Origin of the sequence: Streptomyces sp. SM18, assembly GCF_002910775.2 — a bacterium.
Taxonomy (GTDB): domain Bacteria; phylum Actinomycetota; class Actinomycetes; order Streptomycetales; family Streptomycetaceae; genus Streptomyces; species Streptomyces halstedii.
On record NZ_CP029342.1, the window covers coordinates 7,344,926 to 7,365,740 of the forward strand.

23 protein-coding genes and 1 pseudogene are annotated in these 20,815 nt (G+C 69.1%); 9 read left to right on the plus strand and 15 right to left on the minus strand.

Annotated elements, in window-relative coordinates; all coding sequences use genetic code 11:
* Positions 1 to 151 precede the first annotated feature (151 nt).
* The 6 genes from B9S64_RS32460 to B9S64_RS32485 all read left to right on the plus strand — a co-directional run bounded on the left by B9S64_RS32460 (position 152) and on the right by B9S64_RS32485 (position 6,950).
* A complete protein-coding gene (locus B9S64_RS32460) occupies positions 152 to 919 on the plus strand; it encodes a TnsA-like heteromeric transposase endonuclease subunit (protein ID WP_103492911.1) in 768 nt (255 codons plus the stop codon).
* Positions 916 to 3,045, plus strand: a complete 2,130-nt coding sequence (locus B9S64_RS32465) for a Mu transposase C-terminal domain-containing protein (protein ID WP_103492912.1) — start codon at positions 916 to 918, stop codon at positions 3,043 to 3,045. Before B9S64_RS32460 ends, B9S64_RS32465 begins: the two co-directional genes overlap by 4 nt.
* Positions 3,042 to 4,172 (plus strand): AAA family ATPase, encoded by a 1,131-nt coding sequence (locus B9S64_RS32470; protein WP_103492913.1) that lies wholly within the window; start codon positions 3,042 to 3,044, stop codon positions 4,170 to 4,172. The genes B9S64_RS32465 and B9S64_RS32470 overlap by 4 nt, the downstream gene beginning before the upstream one ends.
* Entirely contained in the window at positions 4,169 to 6,055 is a 1,887-nt protein-coding gene (locus B9S64_RS32475; RefSeq protein WP_103492914.1) for a TniQ family protein, read from the plus strand. The genes B9S64_RS32470 and B9S64_RS32475 overlap by 4 nt, the downstream gene beginning before the upstream one ends.
* Before the next feature lie 204 nt (positions 6,056 to 6,259).
* Positions 6,260 to 6,484 (plus strand): hypothetical protein, encoded by a 225-nt coding sequence (locus B9S64_RS32480; protein WP_103492915.1) that lies wholly within the window; start codon positions 6,260 to 6,262, stop codon positions 6,482 to 6,484.
* A 130-nt stretch (positions 6,485 to 6,614) separates the two neighbouring features.
* Positions 6,615 to 6,950: a hypothetical protein gene (locus B9S64_RS32485; RefSeq protein ID WP_103492916.1), complete on the plus strand. Its 336-nt coding sequence runs from the start codon at positions 6,615 to 6,617 to the stop codon at positions 6,948 to 6,950.
* A 254-nt stretch (positions 6,951 to 7,204) separates the two neighbouring features.
* Here B9S64_RS32485 and B9S64_RS32490 read toward each other — a convergent pair whose 3' ends face one another.
* From B9S64_RS32490 to B9S64_RS34260, 3 genes are all read right to left on the minus strand, one after another.
* Positions 7,205 to 7,447, minus strand: a complete 243-nt coding sequence (locus B9S64_RS32490; protein ID WP_258037987.1) for a DUF6087 family protein — start codon at positions 7,445 to 7,447, stop codon at positions 7,205 to 7,207.
* A gap of 414 nt (positions 7,448 to 7,861) precedes the next feature.
* Complete coding sequence (locus B9S64_RS32495; protein WP_103492917.1) at positions 7,862 to 8,083, minus strand: hypothetical protein; 222 nt, start codon at positions 8,081 to 8,083, stop codon at positions 7,862 to 7,864.
* A 64-nt stretch (positions 8,084 to 8,147) separates the two neighbouring features.
* Positions 8,148 to 8,672, minus strand: coding sequence for a hypothetical protein (locus B9S64_RS34260; RefSeq protein ID WP_146060160.1), 525 nt, complete (start codon positions 8,670 to 8,672; stop codon positions 8,148 to 8,150).
* 209 nt (positions 8,673 to 8,881) lie between these two features.
* Between B9S64_RS34260 and B9S64_RS32505 the strand changes: the two genes are divergently transcribed.
* The gene (locus tag B9S64_RS32505; RefSeq protein WP_028442350.1) at positions 8,882 to 9,418 is read left to right on the plus strand and encodes a hypothetical protein; all 537 of its coding nucleotides are present in this window, start codon (positions 8,882 to 8,884) and stop codon (positions 9,416 to 9,418) included.
* Between the two features lie 135 nt (positions 9,419 to 9,553).
* Here the strand turns inward: B9S64_RS32505 and B9S64_RS32510 are convergent, their stop codons facing one another.
* The 8 genes from B9S64_RS32510 to B9S64_RS32545 form a co-directional block, all read right to left on the minus strand.
* Positions 9,554 to 10,222: a metal-dependent hydrolase gene (locus tag B9S64_RS32510; protein ID WP_103492919.1), complete on the minus strand. Its 669-nt coding sequence runs from the start codon at positions 10,220 to 10,222 to the stop codon at positions 9,554 to 9,556.
* 61 nt (positions 10,223 to 10,283) lie between these two features.
* Positions 10,284 to 11,111, minus strand: coding sequence for an ABC transporter permease (locus tag B9S64_RS32515; RefSeq protein ID WP_103492920.1), 828 nt, complete (start codon positions 11,109 to 11,111; stop codon positions 10,284 to 10,286).
* Positions 11,108 to 11,905, minus strand: coding sequence for an ABC transporter ATP-binding protein (locus tag B9S64_RS32520; RefSeq protein WP_103492921.1), 798 nt, complete (start codon positions 11,903 to 11,905; stop codon positions 11,108 to 11,110). Before B9S64_RS32520 ends, B9S64_RS32515 begins: the two co-directional genes overlap by 4 nt.
* Before the next feature lie 43 nt (positions 11,906 to 11,948).
* The gene (locus B9S64_RS32525; protein ID WP_103492922.1) at positions 11,949 to 12,941 is read right to left on the minus strand and encodes an ABC transporter substrate-binding protein; all 993 of its coding nucleotides are present in this window, start codon (positions 12,939 to 12,941) and stop codon (positions 11,949 to 11,951) included.
* On the minus strand, positions 12,938 to 13,153 hold the full coding sequence (locus tag B9S64_RS32530; RefSeq protein ID WP_103492923.1) for a tautomerase family protein: 216 nt from the start codon (positions 13,151 to 13,153) through the stop codon (positions 12,938 to 12,940). The genes B9S64_RS32525 and B9S64_RS32530 overlap by 4 nt, the downstream gene beginning before the upstream one ends.
* Positions 13,154 to 13,165: 12 nt before the next feature.
* Entirely contained in the window at positions 13,166 to 14,557 is a 1,392-nt protein-coding gene (locus B9S64_RS32535; protein ID WP_103492924.1) for an MmgE/PrpD family protein, read from the minus strand.
* Positions 14,554 to 15,315, minus strand: coding sequence for an aldolase/citrate lyase family protein (locus tag B9S64_RS32540; RefSeq protein WP_103492925.1), 762 nt, complete (start codon positions 15,313 to 15,315; stop codon positions 14,554 to 14,556). Before B9S64_RS32540 ends, B9S64_RS32535 begins: the two co-directional genes overlap by 4 nt.
* A gap of 221 nt (positions 15,316 to 15,536) precedes the next feature.
* Positions 15,537 to 16,415: a LysR family transcriptional regulator gene (locus tag B9S64_RS32545; protein ID WP_103492947.1), complete on the minus strand. Its 879-nt coding sequence runs from the start codon at positions 16,413 to 16,415 to the stop codon at positions 15,537 to 15,539.
* Positions 16,416 to 17,246: 831 nt separating this feature from the next.
* Here B9S64_RS32545 and B9S64_RS32550 point away from each other — a divergent pair.
* On the plus strand, positions 17,247 to 17,606 hold the full coding sequence (locus B9S64_RS32550; RefSeq protein WP_103492926.1) for a hypothetical protein: 360 nt from the start codon (positions 17,247 to 17,249) through the stop codon (positions 17,604 to 17,606).
* 35 nt (positions 17,607 to 17,641) lie between these two features.
* Here B9S64_RS32550 and B9S64_RS35315 read toward each other — a convergent pair whose 3' ends face one another.
* Both B9S64_RS35315 and B9S64_RS35320 read right to left on the minus strand, forming a co-directional pair.
* Positions 17,642 to 18,124 (minus strand): substrate-binding domain-containing protein, encoded by a 483-nt coding sequence (locus tag B9S64_RS35315; protein WP_258037988.1) that lies wholly within the window; start codon positions 18,122 to 18,124, stop codon positions 17,642 to 17,644.
* 302 nt (positions 18,125 to 18,426) lie between these two features.
* A pseudogene (locus tag B9S64_RS35320) lies at positions 18,427 to 18,549 on the minus strand (LysR family transcriptional regulator); the annotation flags it as partial.
* 170 nt (positions 18,550 to 18,719) lie between these two features.
* Here B9S64_RS35320 and B9S64_RS32560 point away from each other — a divergent pair.
* Positions 18,720 to 18,878 (plus strand): hypothetical protein, encoded by a 159-nt coding sequence (locus tag B9S64_RS32560; protein ID WP_219818807.1) that lies wholly within the window; start codon positions 18,720 to 18,722, stop codon positions 18,876 to 18,878.
* A gap of 323 nt (positions 18,879 to 19,201) precedes the next feature.
* On the opposite strand, the gene B9S64_RS32565 is transcribed toward B9S64_RS32560, so the two are convergent.
* A complete protein-coding gene (locus tag B9S64_RS32565; RefSeq protein ID WP_103492927.1) occupies positions 19,202 to 19,597 on the minus strand; it encodes a GNAT family N-acetyltransferase in 396 nt (131 codons plus the stop codon).
* The gene (locus tag B9S64_RS32570; RefSeq protein WP_103492928.1) at positions 19,594 to 20,763 is read right to left on the minus strand and encodes an alpha/beta hydrolase; all 1,170 of its coding nucleotides are present in this window, start codon (positions 20,761 to 20,763) and stop codon (positions 19,594 to 19,596) included. Before B9S64_RS32570 ends, B9S64_RS32565 begins: the two co-directional genes overlap by 4 nt.
* Between the last annotated feature and the right edge of the window lie 52 nt (positions 20,764 to 20,815).

A 20,815-nucleotide genomic window follows, 5' to 3' on the forward strand; every position in this document is an offset into this window, starting at 1 on the left:
AACGGCACACGCCGACATCACTCCCGCCCGCAATAGCCACTCTTTTGAGTGATCGAATGCGCGTACGTGCATTCGTACTCCAGTGTTCGTGCAACTGTCCTGCGATCGAGGTCAGTTACACAGGCGCTGGGGGTGGATGGTGGATGTAGAGGTGTGTGTTCGGCTTGGCGAGGACGAGGTGGCCGAGGGTCTCGCCTGGGGGTCTGTGCCGTTGGAGATGCTGTACGCGGCCGAGCCGTGGCGGACGTTCCGCTGGTACATGAGGCAGAAGCACTACTCGGGTTCGTACTGGTCGAGTACGCAGGCGGATCACGTGATCTACGAGTCGCGGCTGGAGCTGGCGCGGCTGCTCTACGCGGACTTCGACCGGGATGTGACCGCGATCGTGGCCCAGCCTTTCTTGCTGCGGGCCGAGGTGGGCGGCGTGCTGCGCCGGCACATCCCGGACTACCTGCTGGCCACCGCGGCAGGTCCGCTGGTCGTGGACGTCAAGCCGCGGCACCGGGCGGCGAAGCCGGAGCACGCGTTCACGTTCGCCTGGACCCGCGAGGCGGTCGAGTCCCGCGGCTGGCATTACGAGGTGTGGAGCGAACCGCCGGACGCCGAGCTGGCCAACATCCGGTTCCTCGCGGGCTACCGCCGCGACTGGCTGTTCGAGCCGGACCTGACCGACGAGATACACGACCAGGCGGTGAAGGAGGAGTCACCGCCTGAGCGGCTGTTCGACCCGGCCATCCTCGACGAAGCACGCGACCGGGTCGTGGACGGGGACACGCTCGGAGAGGCGTTTTCCTGCCTGCCCGGTCGTCCGGCTCCGCTGGTGCGGGCCGGCGTCCTGCACCTGCTCTGGAAGCGGCAGTGGTCGGTCGGCCTGAGCGTTCCCCTGAGCGCCCGCAGCGTGCTGAGGACGGCGTCGTGAGCCGGGCCGCGGTGCGCATCGGAGTGGGGAGCCGCTTCTCCTACGACGGCGAGGTCGTCGAGGTGGTGGAGTTCGCCGGCACGCAGGCGGGCGGCGAGGTGGTCCTCAAGGACGGCCGGGGCCGGCTGCTGCGGCTGGCCGTCAAGGAACTGCTGCTGTCGGAGCGCGCTCGCGTCATCCCGGACGGGCCGGGGCCGGCCTCCGACGATCCGCAGGAGACAGTGGCGGTGGTGCTGGGCCAGCTGGACGCCGGCGAGCGGGAGCGGGTGCTGGAGCGGGCCGCGCATGTGAGGGAGGTGCTGACCGGGTTCCGCAGCGGCAGCGACGAACTGCCGGCCGAGGGGGAGCCTCGTGCTGCCTACACGGCGGGCGAGCCGATGGAAAGCCGGTACGCGGCGAAGGCGGCCGAGCTGGAGGTGGCGACTCGCACGGTCAAGCGGTGGGTCGCGGCCTTCCGCCAGGACGGTGAAGCGGGACTGGTGCCGGCCCGCAGTGGGCCACGTTCTGGGCATCGGAACGCCGAGCCGTGGTCGGAGGCGGCACTGGAGGTGATGGTCGAGCACACGGGCCAGTCCAAGCCGTCCCGCAAGATGGTCATCGAGCGGACCCGGGCCCGGCTGATGGCCAGGGGCTTTACGGAGGAGGACCTGCCCAGCCGGGCAACCACCTACCGCCTCCTGGAGGACCTGGAGCGGCGCCATCCGACGTTCCGGCTGAGCACGAAGCGGAACCGGGACATCGCCGCCCGGCCTGGCGGGGTCTACGGGAAGCTGCGGCCGACCCGGCCGGGCGAGTACCTGCTGATGGACACCAACCGGCTGGACGTCTTCGCCCTGGACCCGGTCACGCTGCAGTGGCTGCAGGCGGAGCTCACCGTCGCGATGGACTGGTACACGCGCTGCGTTGTGGGGATCAGGGTCACGCCGGTGTCGACGAAGGCCGTCGACGCCAGCGTCGCCCTCTACCAGGCGTTCCGCCCCCGCCCCGCGGGGGAGGACTGGCCGGCGCACGCTCTTTGGCCCGAGCACGGCATCCCGCGGTCGGTGCTGATCGACGTCACGGCGTTGGAGGGGCCGATGCGTTCGGCGGCGTCGCCGGCGCTGGTGCCGGAGACGGTGCTGGTCGATCACGGCAAGGTGTTCGTCTCGGAGCATCTGACCAGCGTCTGCCGCCGGTTGGGAATCTCGGTGCAGCCGGCCCGGCTGCGGACGGGCCGCGACAAGGGCCCGCTGGAACGGTTCTTCCTGACCCTGCGCGAGGACCTGCTGCAGGCCCTGCCCGGCTACAAGGGCCCCGATCTGCACTCGCGCGGCGAGCGCCCCGAAGGAGAGGCGTTCTTCTTCCTCCACGAACTGGAGGCGATCATCCGCGAGTGGGTGGCCTGCGTCTATCACCACCGGCCACACACCAGCCTGATCGATCCAGGGGTGCCGGGGCTGCGGATGTCGCCGGCGGCGATGTTCGAGCATGGGCTGAACCGGGCCGGCTACATCGAGGTCCCGCGCGATCCGGACCTGACGTTTGAGTTCCTGCGGGTGGAGCGACGCAAGATCCAGCACTACGGCATCGACCTGGACGCCCGCCGTTACAACGGCGCCGCCCTGGACCCATACCGCGGTCTGCTCAGCGGCGAGCGGGACGGCAAGTGGCCCGTCGCGGTGAACCCGGACGACATCAACGCGGTCTACTTCCGCGATCCCGCGACCCGCGGGTGGCATGCACTGCCCTGGGAGCACGCACCGGGCCGGAACATGCCGGTGAGCGAGGAGGCACTGCAGTTCGCGCGCCGCCTGGCCGCGTCCCGCGACCGCTTCCCGGACGACAAGGCCGCGGTCCGGGACCTGTTCGCACGCTGGAACCTCGGGCTGGGCACCACGCTGGTCGAGCGCCGGATGGCGCTGCGGCTCGCCCGGGAACAAGCGGCCCTGGACCTGCCCGAGCCCAAGGAGAGCGTCGCGACGCTGCCGAGCGTGAGACGCCTCATGGACTTGACGGACGCGGCAGAACCCCAACCCGCGTCCGGGGCCGCGCAGGAGACGGGCGACGACGACGCGGCTGACGAGGCCGAATTCGTGGAGCTCGAAGACGACAGCGACTTCTACACCGATGCTCTGGAGGATGCGTGAACAGCGAGGGCACCTGGACACCGGGAGACTCCCACCGTCTGGACGCGCTGACGCTCTCGCGCAAGGAGGGCTGGGCGGCGTTCGCGCAGGCCGCACCGCGCGTCCAGCCGGAACTGCTGCCGCACAGCGATTACGCGGGGCTGGGCGAGCGCGCGAGAGCGGAGTACGACCGGGACCGGCGGGTCTGGCACGCGAACCTCGGACCTCTGCGGACCCCGCAGTTGGCCGAGTTGCACGAGGACTTGTGGGACATCCTCGACAGCAACGTCCAGGACGGCGACCAGGCCAAGGGCGCCGTCGCGGTGGACGCCTTCCCCGGGCTGGGCAAGACGACCGCGGTGCTGGCTTTCGCCCGGGACTTCCACCGGCGGGAGATTGCCGAGGGCGGCGCGTTCACCGTCGGCGGCCACGAACGGCTCCCCGTCTGCCGGGTGGGCCTGACGGGGAACACCGGGATGAAGGACTTCAACCGGGCGATGTTGGAGTTCTTCGGCCACCCCGGCCGCACCACCGGCACCACCGCGCAGTTCGCCCAGCGGGCCCTGGACTGCGTGCTCTCCTGCGATGTGAAGCTGCTGATCGTTGATGATCTGCACTTCCTTCGCTGGAGGGCGGCCGGGGGCGTCGAGGTAAGCAACCACTTCAAGTACGTCGCGAACGAGTTCCCGGTCACCTTGCTGTTCGTCGGGGTCGGCCTGGCCAAGCGCGGCTTGTTCTCCGAGGGCGAGTCCTACGACAACGCGGTCCTGGCCCAGACGGGCCGGCGCACGACCCGCCTGGACATGGGGTCGTTCGAACTGGCCACCGACCAGGGCCGCAGCCAGTGGCGCCAACTGCTGCTGGCCCTGGAGAAGCGTCTGGTCCTGCGCGGCACCTACCGGGGGATGCTCGCCGACGACCTGTTCGACTACCTGTTCGTCCGCTCCAGCGGCCATATCGGCTCCCTGATGACCCTCATCAACCGTGGCTGCCAGCTAGCCGTGCGCACCGGCGCCGAGCGTCTGGACGAGGAACTTCTGAGCCGCGTCAAGATCGACCAGGCGGCCCACCTGGCCCAGGACGACGTACGCAATCTCCTGAAGGGCCAGCGCTCCCGGCGGACCCGCCAGAAGGCGGTCCGCCGGTGACGCCCGCGCGGACCCTGCCGATCCGCCTCGCCCCGCAGCCGGGCGAGGCACTCGACTCCTGGTGGGAGGCGATCGCCCACCGACTGGGCACCACCACCGGCGACGTCCTGGCTTCGATGGGACTGCTGCCTCGCGGATCCGCCCGGCCGGTGGACTCGGGCATTCTCAGGCGCCTGGTCACCGTTCTCGATGCGGACCAGGCGGCGGCCATCTCATGGTCGGCCGGCCCCACCGAGGCGCAGGCACACGCCATGACCCTGGCCCGCTGGGACGGACGGGCCCATGTGGTCGACGCACAGCGGCGACGTGTCGAGGCGAGGCATGTCTGGGGGCGGGCCCGCGGGTCTCGCTACTGCCCGGCCTGCCTGGCCGCAAGCGGCGGCAGATGGCGGCTGAGCTGGAGACTCGGCTGGTCCTTCGCCTGTCTCGATCACCGCCTGCTGCTGGTCGACGCCTGCCCGCGCTGCAACCGCATGCCCCGGCACTTTCCGGCGACCACTCGGCACCCGCTCATTCCGGGCCGCTGTCACAGCCCATCGGAGAGGGATGCACCGTCGGCACGCTGCGGCCAGCCGTTCGAGGAGGTTCCCGCACTCACGCTCGCCGCGCGAGGACCCGTGATCGCGGCTCAGGAACTCATCGAGAAGACGATCTCCTTGGGGCAGGCCGGCTTCGGCGTCTACCAGGACCATCCCCAGCCCAGTCTTGCGCTGTTCGGTGATCTTCGGGCGCTGGCCTGCATCCTGCTTCGCCGTGTCCCCGACACCGGCCGACTGGCGGGCTTGGTCCCGCCGGAGATCCTGGCACTGCACCAGCAGCCGCTGCCTGAGAAGCGGCGATCCTTCGACCCTGTCGAGGAGACCCGTCCGGGGCGGCTTGCTCCGCGGCGGGCTGCGACCGTCGCCCTCGCCATCACCGCGGCCCTGCACATCCTCCAGCAGCGCGACGTCCACGTGGCCGGAGCCGTCCTTCGCCACCTGATCAGCCACGTCGACGGCAGCATTCCGCTGGTGATCGGGCTTCGGTGGGCCCACACCAGCCCGGTTTTCGACGCGATCCATCTTGCAACGCTCGCGCCTCGTCTGGGAGGCCCTGATCAGCTGCGATTCCGCATCGCGCACCAACTGCCACGCAAGCCCGGCCGCTCGGCGGCAACGCGAGTCGCCGAGCGGGCACGCAGGACCCCGACGCAGCTCTGGCCTGCCTGGTCCGTCCGGCTCAGCCCCCTCGACGGGGCCCTCTCACGCACGATCCGCCCGGCCCTGTCGTGCTACCTGCTGCTGGTCGGAGGCACGGGAGATTTCACCACGACGGCCCGCCTCCTTCATGCACCGGTGGAGGACCGGCTGGGATCTCACATGACGTTCCGGCTCACGAAGCGGGGCCACTTCCACGGCATCAGCCTCGGCCTGCTCGCGTTGGCGGACTACCTTGACCAGGAAGGATCACCGATCGACTACGCCCGCCGCCGCGGACTCGACTACCGCGATCTGATGCCGCTGGACACCTGGACGCAGCTCTGCCGGGACATCGACTTCGAAGCCGGCGGAGTACGGCGCCACCAGTTCGTCCGAGCGCTGCTGTTCGAACGGCTCAGCGGCCTCCCCGCACCCCTCGCGCCGGCCGCCTACGCGCCCAGCACCACGGAACTGCGGACGATGCTGCGGACCTTCGAAACAGATCTCACCCCAGCGCTTATGAGTCAACTCGAATCACACGCAGCCGAGTTCCTCACCCGGCAGGGAATCCGCGACGAACCCGTCTCCTGGCAGCCCCCGACAGACATCGTCCGCGATCTCAAGTTGCCTGGCTGCGACCTGCGGGACATCGACGCCGGGGTGCTGCACCGGCTCATCAGGGACGAACGCCTGACAACAGCATAGGCCGCCCGCCGCCTTGGCGTCAGCCATGACGCCATCCGCTTCGTCCTGCAGGAGCAGCCCACCCCTCCCGCAGAGGCGAAAAGCGCGAAGTGGGAGAGAGGAGCCACCATTCGACGGGCTCGCGCAGAGCTCCCCAGGGACAAATTCGCACGCTTCTACCTCGACGAATACCGCACGCTGAAGTGGATCGCGGAGCACGCCGGCGTGAATGAGGAGGCCATCAAGGTCCTCGTCCGCGAATACGGCATGAAGCGCGACGGCAGAGCGACCCGCTGGCGTCAGATCGATCTCGACTGGCTCCGCGACCAACGCGCCGCTGGACGCACCTGCCGCGAACTCGCAGCGGAGACCGGCTTCTCGCTCGGAATGATCAGCTACCTGGGCCGGCGGCACGACCTGCCCGGTCGACGGCCCGTCCGGAAAGGCTGACCTGCCGCGCCCTGGGGCCCCGTGACAGCTGGGCGCCTCACCCCGTGCACAAATCCTGCTTACGCTCCCACGCGGCCTGCAGTTGGGCACACAATCGATCAAGGCAACTCACCACCCAGGAGGACCAAAAGTGTCGTGGCCGACCTACACCAAGGTGCAGGAAGAGCAGATCACGAAGCGCGCTCTCGGACGCATCTTTGAGATGGGCATCTACCTCAACCACCACTCGACATCCCGCCCCGAGGCGACCGCCGCGTACCTGCTCGCCGAGGTCGAAGCACTCCGCGGTCTCGACGACCTGCCCGACGACGTACGCGCCCTGCGCATCCGGGACCTCGACGAGACGTACCCCGAGACCCCCACCCCGGTACAGGCGGCCGTCAAGACCTTCGCGGCGGCGTCCGCAGAGGCAGCGAAGCGGCACGAGGAGGAGGTAGCCCGCTTCAACGCGACCGGCGGCCAGTAGCGGCCCCGACCGATGTCGGCGCCCGTCCCGATCCGACCTCGGGGCGGGCGCCGCTGCGTTCCAGGGTGGTGCACGAACCGCACCTGCGGGCATCCTCAAGAAGGCTGGGGCGTCAGAGGGGCCGAGTATTCCGGCTGGCCCCCAAGAGGACCCGGCTCAAGATCACGGAGCGTATGCGAACTCAACTCAGCGCACTGATACATCACACTGGGTCACCTAGTGGCGGGTTTTACGCGTATCGCCAGTTCCATCCCTCACGCGGCGGGGTCGTCGTTGAGCGCCAGTTCCGCAACCCAGTTCTGGGCCTCGGCGAGGTTTGGTGCGGTGCCGGCCACCTGGTAGGTGAAGTCGTCCCACTCCTCCAGGATCCGTGGCTCGTCGGGCCGGAGGTGGCTGGCGCCGCCGTGCACCGGTCGGTGACGGCGGTAGATGTCCATCGGCGGTCGGCGTCGCTTGTTGTACGCGGCGAGCGGGTCGTCGGCGTTCACGTGCGGCACGGCGCGGGACGCCTGGTTCGGGTCGGCGGTGCTTGCCCATGCGCTCGATGCTCTCAGGCCGCGATCGCCGTCGGGCGGGCGGCGACTTCCTCCGCCCTCGTGCGTACCTCATCGACGGCGGCGGTCTCGTACGGGCGGGCCGCCTCGAGCAGCGTGTTGAGCCGGAAGCGACGCGGCCGGCGCCCCGGGCCCGGAGTCCTTCACGCTGCACGTGTACGACGGCGGGCAGCACCTGCGCCACCCGCAGATGCCCGGCCTGCCGCTGCCCAGACCCTGACTGGGCCCTTACGCTCCAGGCGCCCCGGGCGGGGAGAGTGACGACCCCTGCCCCGGGTGCCTGTGCCGCACCGGCCTCGACCTGGGAGTCGCAGCAGCCCCTCCGCCGTCAGCCTCGCCCTCTCGACGGTGCGGGGGTTACCTCTTCTTCGGGGCGAAGAAGAACTCGCACAGGATCAGGAGAACCTGGCGGGCGTCCTCACGGCGGCGGGCCTGCTTGGACCACAGAGCCGCTGCCGTCGCCGCAGCGACGAGAGCGAGCATGGCGAGCGCGAAGAACAGGATCATGCCGGAGGCCAGCAGAGGATCAACGAAGAACAGGAACGAGCCAGCCAGCGCAAGCATGTACTTGAACAGCACGACGAAACCCTCCAAGGGTTCCGGCGTGCCACGGCCGCACTTCCGACTACCGTCAGTGGCTGACTTATTCAGGTTGGATGCGGATAGCGGTGCGCTGCCACTCGGGTTTCAGCAGCGTGTCCGATTCTCCGGGCGACCACCATACGATGCCCGGCTTGCCGGTGCGGTGAAACTCCTCGAATCCGGGGCGCAGCGCTCCCAGGTCCACGCACACGATGACGGTCCGGGCCGAGCCTGAAGACTCGAACTTCTCGGCGATCTCCTTCGCCTTGGGCGCGCCGGGCGCCACGTGCGCGATGCCCTTGTCCTTGAACTCGTTGTGCCCTTTCCGTGGGCACAACGGTCCGGTCACCACTCCGGTGAAGTTGCGCTCGATCAGGATCGGCAGTTGCGCCGCCATGGTGGGCAGCAGTACCAGCGCATGTTCCGCGCCAGGGGGTAGAGCCAGCGCGACTCCCCGGCTCCGTCCGCAGCCCTGGTTCTGTGCGGAGCAGCGGATCGTGAACGCGGTCGGTAGATCCCCGTACAGGGCACGCACGTATGCAGCGCGCCGGTCCCCGGGGCCGAATCCTCCGGGCAGTTCCCCCATTGCGCCCCCTTTCCGGGGTGATCCTCACCTGGGGGCTGCATCCCGTCAACTCGTCAGGAAGCGGGCCGTTTCTGTGTCTCGGCCGCTGGCTGCGGACGCGGACAGCCGCAAGGCCATAAGACCCCGTTTCAAGGAAGATTGATGGTCTGGCGCATCTCCGCTACCTTAGACGCATCGACTCCGTTAAGAGATGGTCTCAAGGAGGCGCGTTGATCCAGATCACGCTGGGCAGACACAGGCTGATCGACCCGCGCAAGGACGCCTTCGCGCGGTCACAGATCGGATGGACCGAAGGGCTCTCCGACCAGCAGCTCCATGACATCGCCCGGGGAACCTGGGCGATCCCCGGCGAACGTGTCGAGCGAGAGCGGTTCGCCGTCGTCAGTGGAGACGTCATCATCAGGCAGGCCATGGAGATCGACCGGGTCGTCGACACCCCCGACGGCCGGCGGGCCTTCGAAGGACGCATCCTCAGCCCCGGGCATCCGGTGTACGACCACTACATCGGCAAACCCGCGCCGAACGGAGCTCAGCAGAACCCCATCACCTACTTCAAGTCCCCACTGGACAACCGGAAGTGCAACTGCGGCTGCGACAAACCGATCGAACGCGGCGACTTCCTTCCCGGACACGACCAGCGAGCCATCCACGAGCGCATCGCCCGCGTCGGCACCGTGATGGACTTCATCACCTGGTTCGACCAGACCTGGAACCCCGGCGAGGACCAGCAGGGCGATGCCGCATGAGGAAATGCCACCGTACTGAGACGGGAACCGCGGGACATTCAATGAGACAGCAGCACAAGCAGCAGGTCACCGCGGTCCGGAATGACAGCGGCGGCGCGAACCTACAGTGCCGTCGGACGGTCTACCCGTGTGACGTCACAGTTCGCGGGTTTCGCCGTTCTTCATGACGTGGCCGGTGATGCCCGCGTCCGTGAGCAGGTCGACGAAGGCGTGGGGGTCCTGGTCCCGCCAGTGCATGGGGACGACGGTGCCGGCCTGGAGGAGCTGCGCGGCGCGGACGGCGTCCGTGGGTTCCATGACCATCCGGCCGTCGATGGGCAGGAGGGCCACGTCGACCGGTGCGAACAGGGCCATGTCACCGAAGAGGGCGGTGTCTCCGGCGTGGTACACGCTCTTTCCGTCGATGTCCACGACGAATCCGCAGGGGGCGCCCAGTTCGACACGCCAGGTCTCGCCGATGCCGAGGGGGGAGTCGTGGATGGCGTTGACGCACTTGACGCTTGCTCCGTCGAGCGGGAGGCGCCCACCGAGGTGAAGGGGTGCCGTCGTGGCTCCCTCGCCCTTGTAGTGCCGGGCGGCGGAGGGGGTGGTGATGATCGGAGCGCCGTAGGTCTTGGAGAGTTCGATCGCGTCTCCGACGTGGTCACGGTGGTTGTGCGTGACCAGGATGTGGGTGGGCGGCCGGAGGTCGGAGGGGATGGCGCCCAGTTCGGGGTTGCCGGAGAGCCACGGGTCGATCAGGAGGTTGAGCGTCGTGGTTTCGAGTCCGAAGCAGGCGTGGCCGTAGAAGCGGAGCGTAGGCATGGGTGTGCCCTTCTGGGGTGTCGAGTGCGGGTGAAGGCCGGTGCGAGGGGGGAGGCCGTGGTCACTCCGAGATGCTGGGCCGCCAGGCGGTGAGGCGCTTCTCGGCCATCTTCACGGCGCTCATGATGAGGACGGAGATGACGACCATGATCATGACTCCGGCGAGGTAGCGGCCGGTGTTGAACGCTTCGGCGTCCGAGCGGATGCGGTACCCGATGCCTTCGGTCGCGGCGATGTACTCGCCGACGACGACCGCGATCATGCCCTTTCCGATGGCGAGGCGGACGGCGGTGATGAAGAAGGGGGTGACGGCGGGGAAGGTGACGTCCTTGTAGAGGGCGAGGCGGCCGGCACCGAAGGAGCGTGCTGCCCTGAGCAGGGCGGGGTCGGTGGTTCTGACGCCCTCGATCATGTTGATGATGACGGGGAAGATCGCCATGATCGCCACGTTGGCGATCTTGGATCCGATGCCGAGTCCGAACCAGACCACCAGGAGGGGTGTCAGGACGAGGATCGGCGTGGAGTACAGGGCGTTGATGATGGGGTCGAACGACTGGTAGAGCCAGCGGATCGATCCCAGGGCCATGCCGACGGGCACGCCCACGCCGAGGGCGATCAGCATGCCCAGTGCGAATTCCTGGCCGCTGACGGCGAGGTCGGACCACAGGGGTCCGTCGGTCAGGTGCAGGAAACCTGACCAGATCTCGGTGGGGCGGGCGAAGAAGAGGGGGTCCCAGGCTCCGGCGCGGCCCAGCGCCTCCCAGATCACCAGGATGATCGCGACGGTCACCACCGGTGCCCACAGGCCGCGGCGGCGCTGCCACCATCCGGGCCTGCCGGCGGTGCGGCGTGGCGGTGCGAGGGGCGGGACTCTTTCCGTGGTGGTCATGCTGCGTTCCTCTCCCGCGCCCGGGTGGTTTCGACCTCGTCGCGCAGGTGTGACCACAGGCGGGTGCGGTACTCGTCGTACCGGGCGGCGTAGTGCGGGGAGTCCCTTGAGGGAAGCTCGACGCGCACGTCGTCGCGGATGGTGCTCGGGCCCGCGCTCATGAGCAGGACCCGGGAGGACAGTTGCAGGGCTTCGTCCAGGTTGTGGGTGACGAGGATGATGCTGCGTCCTTCCTGCTCGACCAGTGCCTGGACCTCGTCGCGCAGGACTTCGGCGTTCTGGGCGTCCAAGGCGCCGAACGGTTCGTCCATGAGCAGGAGCCTGGGCTGTACGGCGAAGGCGCGTGCCAGGCCGACGCGTTGCTGCATGCCGCCCGACAGGTGGCGGGGGTAGCGGCGGGCCGACGAGGCCAGCCCGACCTTCTCCAGATACTCCATGGCGATGTCCGCACGTTCCGTGCGGCTCAGATCGGGACGTTTGTAGCGCAGTCCCAGCGCGACGTTGTCCAGCACGGTCTTCCAGGGCATCAGGGCGAAGCCCTGGAAGACCGTCGCCCGTGAGCCCTCACCGGTGCTCGGTGTACGCCCTTCGACCAGGACGGTGCCGGAGTCCGGTTTCAGGACGCCGTCCATCATGGCCAGCAAGGTGCTCTTGCCGCAGCCCGAAGGGCCGATCAGGGAGAGGAACTCCCCTTCTTCCACCTGGAAGCTGATGCGGTCGATGATGGTGGTCTCGCCGTAACTGAAGGTGACGTCGCTCACTTCGATGGCCGGCGGTGTGGTGGCCCTGCCCATGTCGTTCCCTCTCGTGGTCGGCCGGGGTGGAGAGCGGCGGGGTTCAGGGCGAGCCCGGCAGCAGGCTGGGGTCGTAGAGTTCGTCGACCGTGGGCAGTCGCTTGTCGGTGTTGCCGTACTTCTTGCTCATCTCGATCCATCTCCGCAGTCCCGCGGTGGAGACCTCACCGGTCGTGGAGTAGTCCGGTTCGGCGAACTCGTAGGCCGCCTTGGCGGCTTCGGCGGAGATCCTGGCGTCCTTCTGCAAGATCGCCACCGCTTCCGAAGGATGGGCCTTGACCCAGGCCGCCGACTCCGTGTAGGCCGCCATGAACCGTTTGAGTTCGGGGCTGTGTGCGGAGATGAGCGAGCTGGTGGTGGTGAACACCTGCGGGGTGATGTCGGGGAAGACGTCCCGGTACCGGAGCACCTCGACCTTGCCTCGCTCAGCGGCTGTGCTGTCGTAGGGCGGTACCAGACCGGCCGCGTCGATCTGTCCGCTCACCAGAGAGGTGAGCTGCGTGGACGCCGCGCCCGTGGGCACGTAGACGAGGTCGGTCTCCTTGAGGCCTTCTTCGACGGCGAGGGCCTTGGCGAGCATCTCGGTGCCGGAGCCGGGGCCGACGACGCCGAACTTCTTGCCCTTGAGGTCTGCCACGGACTTCACGCCGGCGTCGGCGTAGAGGATGTGCTGGTCCTGGGTCATCAGGTTGCCGACGATCTTCAGCTTGGCGCCGTTGGCGTTCGCGGCGATGACGCCCTCGGTGAGGGCGGCGGCGATGTCGGCGTCGCCGCTGGCGAGGGCCGCGGTGGCCTCGGCGGTGCTCTTGATCTTGACGACCTTCAGGTCCACCTGGTGCTTGTCGAAGATCCCCTGGTCGATGCCCGCGGTGACCGCGAGGAACGAACTTCCCGTGATACTGGACGCGAGGCGAACGCTTGCCCTGCCGTTCTCGTCGCTGGTGATCCCCGACCCGCCGCCGCAGGCGGACAGGGTGACGGCCAGGACGAACGCGGTGGCCGTCAGCCCGGCCCGGCAGGTGTGTCTGCGGTTCACGGCTTCTCTCCCGTCGTCGCCGGGGCCGCCTTGTCGCTGAAGAGGCGGCCTCCCCGGGCCAGGTCCTGACGCCCGATCTCGAAGAACGTGATGCGCACGCCCTCGGGGTCGATCCCGAAGGCCTTGACGGCGGCCTCGGTGATGCCTTCGACGAACTGCCTGCGCTGGTCGAGTGTTCGTCCCTCGAATATCTCGACGGTGATGTTGGGCATGACTGCTCTCCTTCAGAGGGTCGGTGCGGTCCGGCTGCGTGCCGGGCCGAGGAGCTGGGCGGTGTCGCGTGCCGAGGGCAGGTCCCGCAGAGCGGCGAGCAGTGGCGGCCCGTCGAACACGGAACCGGGGCTGCGCAGGCAGTCGAGGAACTTCGTGTCCAGTTCCTCGTCGGACAGGGGATCGTGGGCGCTGCCGTGGGGCATGCCGCGTCGTGCCCGGTGCTGGGCTCCGTCGGAGGTGGTGACCTCGACCGTGGCGTACCAGCGGGTGAAGTCCGGCGGACCGAACGGGGGAGCGGCGGCCTCCGCGGTGCGTACGGTGGCCATCAGGCGCCGCAGCGCGGGGCGGGTGACCTGGGCGTCGTCGAAGGAGCCGGCGGTGAGCCGGCCGTCGGCCAGCGCGGCGGCCACCGTGTACTCCATGCTGAAGCGCGCCTGGTCCGCGGTGACCGGGGCGTGGTGGATCGGGCCGGTGAGCCCCGTGGGCTGGACCGTCACCGTCACGTCGGTGACGGAGTCGGGGTCGAGGCCGCGGCCGCGGATCTCCAGGGCCGCCTCACCCGCGGGGTGGACCGCGTAGCAGGCGGGAAACGCCTTGACGTTCAGGCCGCGGGTGGAGAGGGTCCAGCGTTCCTTCAGGACCGGTGCGACGGCGGTGAGGTCGGGGTCCTTGCCGAAGACGGCGAAGTAGCCGAGCGGTGCTTCGAGCTGGTGGGGGTCGGCGTCCACGCCGGCGGCGGCGAGCCGCGCCGCGAGGATCCCGTTCCCGGCGGCCATCCCGGCATGGACCGGCTTGACGCTGAAGCCGCAGTTCTGACGGCTTCCGGCCGCCATGGAAGCGGCGATGCCGAAGGCGTGGTGCATCTCCGAGGTGGTGAGCTGAAGGAGCGTTCCCGCGGCGGCGGCGACTCCGAGGACGCCCACCGTCTCCGTGGCGTGCCAACCGGCCGTCCAGTGCGCGCGGACCGGGAGCGCCGCGGACACGGCGCACATCACCTGGTGGCCGATGACGTACGCCCGTAGCAGGTGTTCCCCCGGCAGCCCCAGTTCCTCGCCCAGTGCGAGGACCGGAGGCACGAGCACCACGCTGGGGTGGCCGTTGACGTCGGAGAGGTGGTCGTCGAAGTCCATCGCGTGTCCGGCGACGGCGTTGACGACGGCGGCACCGTGGGCGTCGACCCGGCGGCCGGTTCCCAGGACGGTGGCGGCACCGGCCCCGGCGGTGAGCCTCAACGCGCTGTGCATGGCGGTCACGACGGGCTCGTGCGCTCCGGCCACGGCGACGCCGACGGTGTCGACGAAGGCGTTGACGGCGCGGTGCGTGACGTCCTGGTCCAGCGAGGCGCGGCGGGCCTCCACGCAGAAGTCCACGAGCTGCCCGGTGACAGGGACGGGCTGGTTCATCGGGTTCCTTCCGTCGTGCCGGTCAGGACGGATTCAAGTGCGCGGGAGAGCATCCGGGCCTGGGAGAGCAGAAGCAGTCCGGCGCCCCGGTGGGTTGCCCGCCGCGCCTCGTCGCGGGAGCTCGCGGAGAGACCGAGGAGCTTGTCCCCGTCCGCGATGCGCGCGGTGGCCTGCTCGACGAGTCGCCGGACATCCGGGTGCGAGGGGTCGCCGGGATGGCCGGCCGATGCGGCGAGATCGTGTGCGCCCACGATGAGGGCCTTCACCCAGGGACGGGAAGCGATCTCGGACGCGGTCATGACGGCCTCGACCGTTTCGACGTGGACGAGGAGCGCGATGCCGTCGCTGCGGACGCTGTCCACGAACGCGGGGTAGCCGCCGGGATGGTGGCCGAAGGCGTTGGCACGCGCCCGGCCGATCCCGCGGTGCCCGTCCGGAGGAAAGGCCGCCCAGTCCGTCACCCGGTCGACGTCTGCCGGGCCGGTCACCTGCGTCAGTTGCAGGACGGTGATCCCCGCGTCGAGACACCTGACCACGGATTGCTCCTGACAGCGGATCCGTCCGATCAGAGGAACGCCGGCCACCGCACAGGCGCGGGCGAGGCTGGAGAGTTCCCCCGCGGTGGGGCTGCTGTGCTCCAGATCGACGGCGATTCCGTCACAGCCGAGACGGCCGATGAATTCCGCGGTGTCCGCGTCCGGGAAATCGAGCGTGACTACGGTCAGGGGTTTTTCCTGACTTCCCTTTTCCCAGATCATCGGGACGCCTGGGCGGGGTGTGATGCGGTCATTCGGTGGGCGGGAGAAGAGGTGGCCCGGAAACCGGGTGCACCATTCCGCCGAGAATGAAGGGGGTTCATGTCGCGCCCACTTCCGTGTTGCGGTGACTTGCTTGTGAGAGTGACGTTAAACGGAACCCGATCATTGCCTCAACGGTTGCGAAGCGATGCTTCTATCGGCTGGACCGATAGATGGCACGTTCAGGCGCCGAGCTCCGTCTTGCTCAGGCGCACGGCGTGCAGGAGTGTCCGGACGACCGGCGTCTCGAACTCAGGGCTCCAGGCGAGTTGAAGGGCGACGGTCCTGACGCCGCCGCGCAGCGGCACGAACACCAGGTCGGTGCGGCCGGCGTCCCTGAAGGAGGCAGGCTGCACCGACACGCCCATGCCCGCACCGATGAAGGCCAGCTGGGTCTGCATGTCGGTGCCCTCGACCAGGTGGCCCGGGATGCAGTCGTGCTGGTGACACGCGGCGATGATCTGGTCGTAGAAGGCAGGGTTGGCGTCACGGGGCCAGAAGACGAAGGTCTCACCGCTGAGGTCCGCCAGATCGACGGAATCGTCTCCTGCCAGAGGATGGGCCCGGGGAAGGACGGCCCACAGCGGCTCGTCGGCGATCGTCTCCACCCTCAGACCGGGACGTCTGCTGACAGCCCGCACGAAACCGGCCTCCAGATCGCCCTGCGCCAGCGCTCGCACCTGCCTCTCCGTGCCCATCGTCTGAAGAGTCACGTTGATCCCCGGCGAGAGCTTGGTCAGCCGGCGCAGCACGGTCGGTACCACTCCGGTCAGGGCGGGCCCCACGGCGCCGATCCGCAGACGCCCGAGTTCCCCACGCGCATGAGCGAGCACGGTCTGCTGAAGATGCCCGAGTTCCGCGAGAATCTTCCTGCACCCGGCCAGAAACGCCACCCCGGCCGGGGTCAATGTCACCGACCGGCTCGTACGCAGAAACAGCTCCGCCCCCAACTGCTGTTCCAGCGAACGGATTTGCTCACTCACTGTCGACTGGCCCACTCCCAGTCGCACCGCGGCCTTGCTGAACTGACGCTCCTCCGCCACCGCGACGAAGTATTCCATCTGCCGAAACTGAACCACCGGTACTCCCGACGTCGCCCATGGGCCGACGGCATTTCTTCGGCCGACGGCGGCGCGTGGAGTATATTCCGCGCCATATGCCCGCCCTATACCCTCACCGGGAACGGCTTGCTCGCCCACTCCCTTTTCACGTCACCAGCCCCGACGACTACCACGGCCCGGTGGTGTTCATCGGCGCGTGGTCCGGGTGACCGGAGGGGCCCCGCCGCCCTGGTAGCCGCAGCCGGCATTCCGGACCCCGCCGAAGGCCCGCGCCCTGGACAGCCCGACAGCCGAAGGCCCGGCGCCACCGCAGATGATTGCGGGGGCGCCGGGGCCTTCTTTGGGGCTTCCAGGGGCCGGTCGGGCCAATTTCAGGCGGGGGACTCAGCGCTGTGTGAGGAGGCGTCCTCGGTCAAGGCGGACAGGCCGCGAAGCGGCAGACCGATTCCGTCGTGCGCGATCACGCCGGTGAACTGTCGTCCCTGAACCACCGGTCGGCCGTTCGTCGGAGCGAGACACGAGGCCGTGACCCAAAGCTGTCCCCGCCCGATTCTCGCCGACGAGGAGATCTGCCGTCCGGCCGGAATCACCTGGCCCGACCGCACCACAGGAACTACGACAACACCCTTCCCGCCCTGGAGCCCCCGCACCGTTTCCTGGAACTTCGGATCGATAACATCGGGGTTATCCGTCCATGCGGAGCTGACGATTGTTCGCCCCCTTTCTCTTGGCGCACCCTGTTACAGGTCCTTCTCCCAGAAGGAAATTCAGCGCGGGCGTGGCGTGAATCGCTCGCCGCTGACAAGTAGCCGACCGATGAAAGGGAACACGATGAGAACCAAGACATGGGCCGCCCTCGCTCTGCCCCTCCTCGCCGCCTCGGCCACCATGATCGCGGCTCCCGCGGCAGGCGCCGCGACCACCGGAGCCGCGGCATGCACCCACCCGGCGTGGTCCAACCCGGAAGCCGGCTACGGCTACGTGAAGGGAAGCTCCGCGCCGCTGCGTACCGGTCCGAACGCCGGCTGCCCCACGGTGGCCACGGTCTACGCCGCGAAGCTCTACTACCACTGCTACGTCCACAACTCCGAGGGCAACAAGTGGACTCACGCCCGCATCGAGGGCACCCAGTTGAACGGCTGGATCTACGGCGGCAACCTCGACGACGGCGGTGCGACCAAGCCCTGCTGAGGCCTGCCCTGCCGCTTCGGGCGGATGGGAGATCGTCACTGCCCGGTGGTCCCGAGTCCCGTGCTCGGTCCGGCGTCCCGTGCGGCCTGGGCGAGCGCGCGGACGAGGGCTGTCTGCCCCGCCGCGGGCCAGGTCAGGACCCAGTGTCCGGTCGGTGCGTCGTACGGGTGGAGGTACCGCAGTCCGGGCCACCGGTAGTGGGCGGCGTCGCCGTGGATGAGGCAGACAGCCTCGCCCGCCGCGACCACGGCGGCGACCTCCTGGATCGACGACACCTTCGGGCCGCGCCGGATGGGCCGGCCGCCGGGGGTGTGGGTGGGGACGAGTGTCTGCTGCCAGTACTCCGGTATGGGCACCGCGGAGTGCGGCAGCGGCCACTCGGCCAGATCCTCCATGCCCACCGCCTCGCGTCTGGTGAGGGGATGATCGGTGGCGACCATGAGGACCAGGGGCGCGGTCGCGACGACCGGGCCGACGACGAGGTCCGGCTCACGGATCGGCAGCCAGGAGGTCGCCACCTGGACCGAGCCGTTCCGGAGAGCACCGAAGGGGTCCGTGAAGTTTTGATCTCCTGTACGCGGAGCTGGACTTCGGGGTGCCGGGAGCGGAAAAGGCCGAAGACATGTGTGTAGTAGTGCGCCTGAGGTCCGTGCAGACCGAGGGTCAACGCGCATGTGGTGCCGCGGGCGGCATCGGAGGCCGCCCGGGTCCCCTCAAGTATCCGCTGGTATCCGGCGCTTAAATCCTCGCGTAACTGGGTTCCGATGGAGGTGAGTTCGACCCGGCGACTGCTTCGGGCGAACAGTCGCGCACCGATCCGGCGCTCTTGCTTGGCAATTGACTGGCTGACGCGCGCCTGCGACACATGCAGACGGTCCGCCGTCCGGCCGAAGTGCAGTTCTTCGGCCAGTGTCAGGAAGATCTCGATGTCTCGCAGTTCCATCCGCGTTCCCCCCGGTCGCCAATGAGTACCGAGTCATCAGATCATGTGAGACTCCCGTTGTACGTTCTTTTTCGTACAGCAATCAAATTCGGACGATTCCTCAAGGGCGCCGATGTGACGTCAATGCGCGGAGAGGCCTCCGGTAGCTCGGCTATGGCCGGCGACGAGACGTGGGCCCACCCGTCGGGCGGAAGCGGCGTGTCCTCGCCCCGCTGGAACAGGTGGGCCTGTCGGAGTACGCCGACCGCTGGTCCACCCAGCTCAGTGGCGCACAGCGGCAGCGGCTGGCCTCGGCGCGGGCCCGACATGCCGTGCGGCACCCGGCCTGAGTCGGACGAGGGGGCCACGGGAGGGGACGACGCCGCGCCCTGACTCGCCCTCTCCGCGCCGGCGGAGGTGGGCCGCGCGTGCCCGAGGACGGCGCGGGCGGTCGGGGCCGACGGAAACGGACCGGCTGCGGCGATGACGGCCCGGCGGCGCCCGCGGGACTGGACCAGGCCGGGTGCCGTCCCGGCAGGACCGGCGGGCGCTGGTGAGCGCAGTCGGATACCGGGTGTCATCCTGGGCGCGCGGTCACGGCACCGCAGCCGAAGCACCCGCACGCCGGCGCACTCCGTGTGCACCGGGGGACGAGGAGGAGGGGGCCGTGGCATCACAGGGCGATCAGCCCCGCTGGTGTCTCCCGGAAGCCACAGGCATCGAAATAGAACGAACGCAGATGTTCCTCGAAGTCGACGTGAAGCCACTCGCACGTGGCGGCACGGGCCTCCTCGGCCGCCACTGCGACGAGCGCGGCGCCAACCCCTCTCGACCGAAGATGCCGAGCGACCACCGTGTCCAGGATGAAGGCGTGTGCTCCGCCGTCCCAGACGACGTTGACGAATCCGATCAGGCCGCCGTCCTCCCACGCGCAGACCCAGCCGAGGCTGTGGCGCTCAAGCCGTGCGCGCCAGTCGGTCCGCGCGACCGGGGAGCCGAAGCCGTCGGCGTGCAACGCGTCGAGGGAAGCGTTGTCGAAGTCGCCCCGCCACTCGTACTCGATCGTCACGCCCGGGGAGTCCTCTCTCGTGATCTCGCCCAGGCGGTGAAAGCCTCGATCGCGTCGACGACGGCTTCGAAGCGGAGCGAGTGGTACAGGTCGAAGGCGTGGTGCCCACCGCGCAACTCGGCGTAGACGACGGCGTCGGAGGAGGTGCGGCGCAGTTGCTCGGCGACCTTCCTGATGTCGGACACGGGCACCAGCGGGTCCAGGTCGCCGTGGGCGATGAAGAGGGGTGGCGCGTCGGGCCGGGCATGGCCCAGGGGGGAGGATTCGGGACCCTGGTCCCAGTACGAGCCCAGGAAGCCGTTCAGGATGACGGCCCCGGTGACCGAGGTGTCGGCGTCCTCGAAACCTGGCTGGAACGCGGGGTCGTCGGGGGTCAGCGCGGCGATCGACGCCATGTGGCCGCCTGCCGAACTGCCCGCGACGAACAGGGTCGACGGATCGGCTCCGTACACGTGGGCGTGCTCCCGCGCCCACGCGATGGTCTTCTTCAGATCGATCATGTGGTCGGGGTGCCGGACGTGGGGCTTCAGCCGGTAGTTGGCGCTGATGGTCACCCAGCCCCGGCCGGCCAGCCGGTGGAGCAGGGGGAGCGACTGGCTGTTCTTGCGTCCGCCGCTGTAGTGACCGCCGTGCATGTGGATCAGCACCGGCGCGCCTTCCGGGCGAGAGCGGTGGTGGTACACATCGAGCCGGTTACGTCGGCCCGCGTCGCCGTAGGCGAGGTTCGCCACGCGCCGGACGTCCCACCGGCGCCGGAAGACGGGCAGGATCAGGATGCGCGCCCACGGCAAGCGGCGCCGGAGCCCTTCCGCGAGGTCGGGATCGATGGTGGCGCGCCACCCGTCGCCCAGTCCCTCGGTCATGGCCCGCTCGATCCTGTCCCGCTCGCCCCACGCGCGGTGGGCGATGACCGCGAGTCCGGGCACGGTCGCGACGGCGAGCCCGACGATGGCCCAGGCACCCGCCGAGTCGATGTCGCCCTCGGCGAACGCCAGCGCCGTAGGGAGCAGCAGCATCCAGAAGAAGGCGGCGAACGGCAGCTCGTTGAAGGCCAGGCCGAAGAAGTAGCTCGGGCGGCCCAGCGGGTGCTCCCACGGTGCCGGCGCCAGGGCACACAGGGTGCCGATCGCGACGATCGCCACAGTGATCAAATAGCCGACAGGCACGGAACCTCCTGGGACGGCAGCCGACTCCACTGCCCTCGGGCGCTCACCTCAG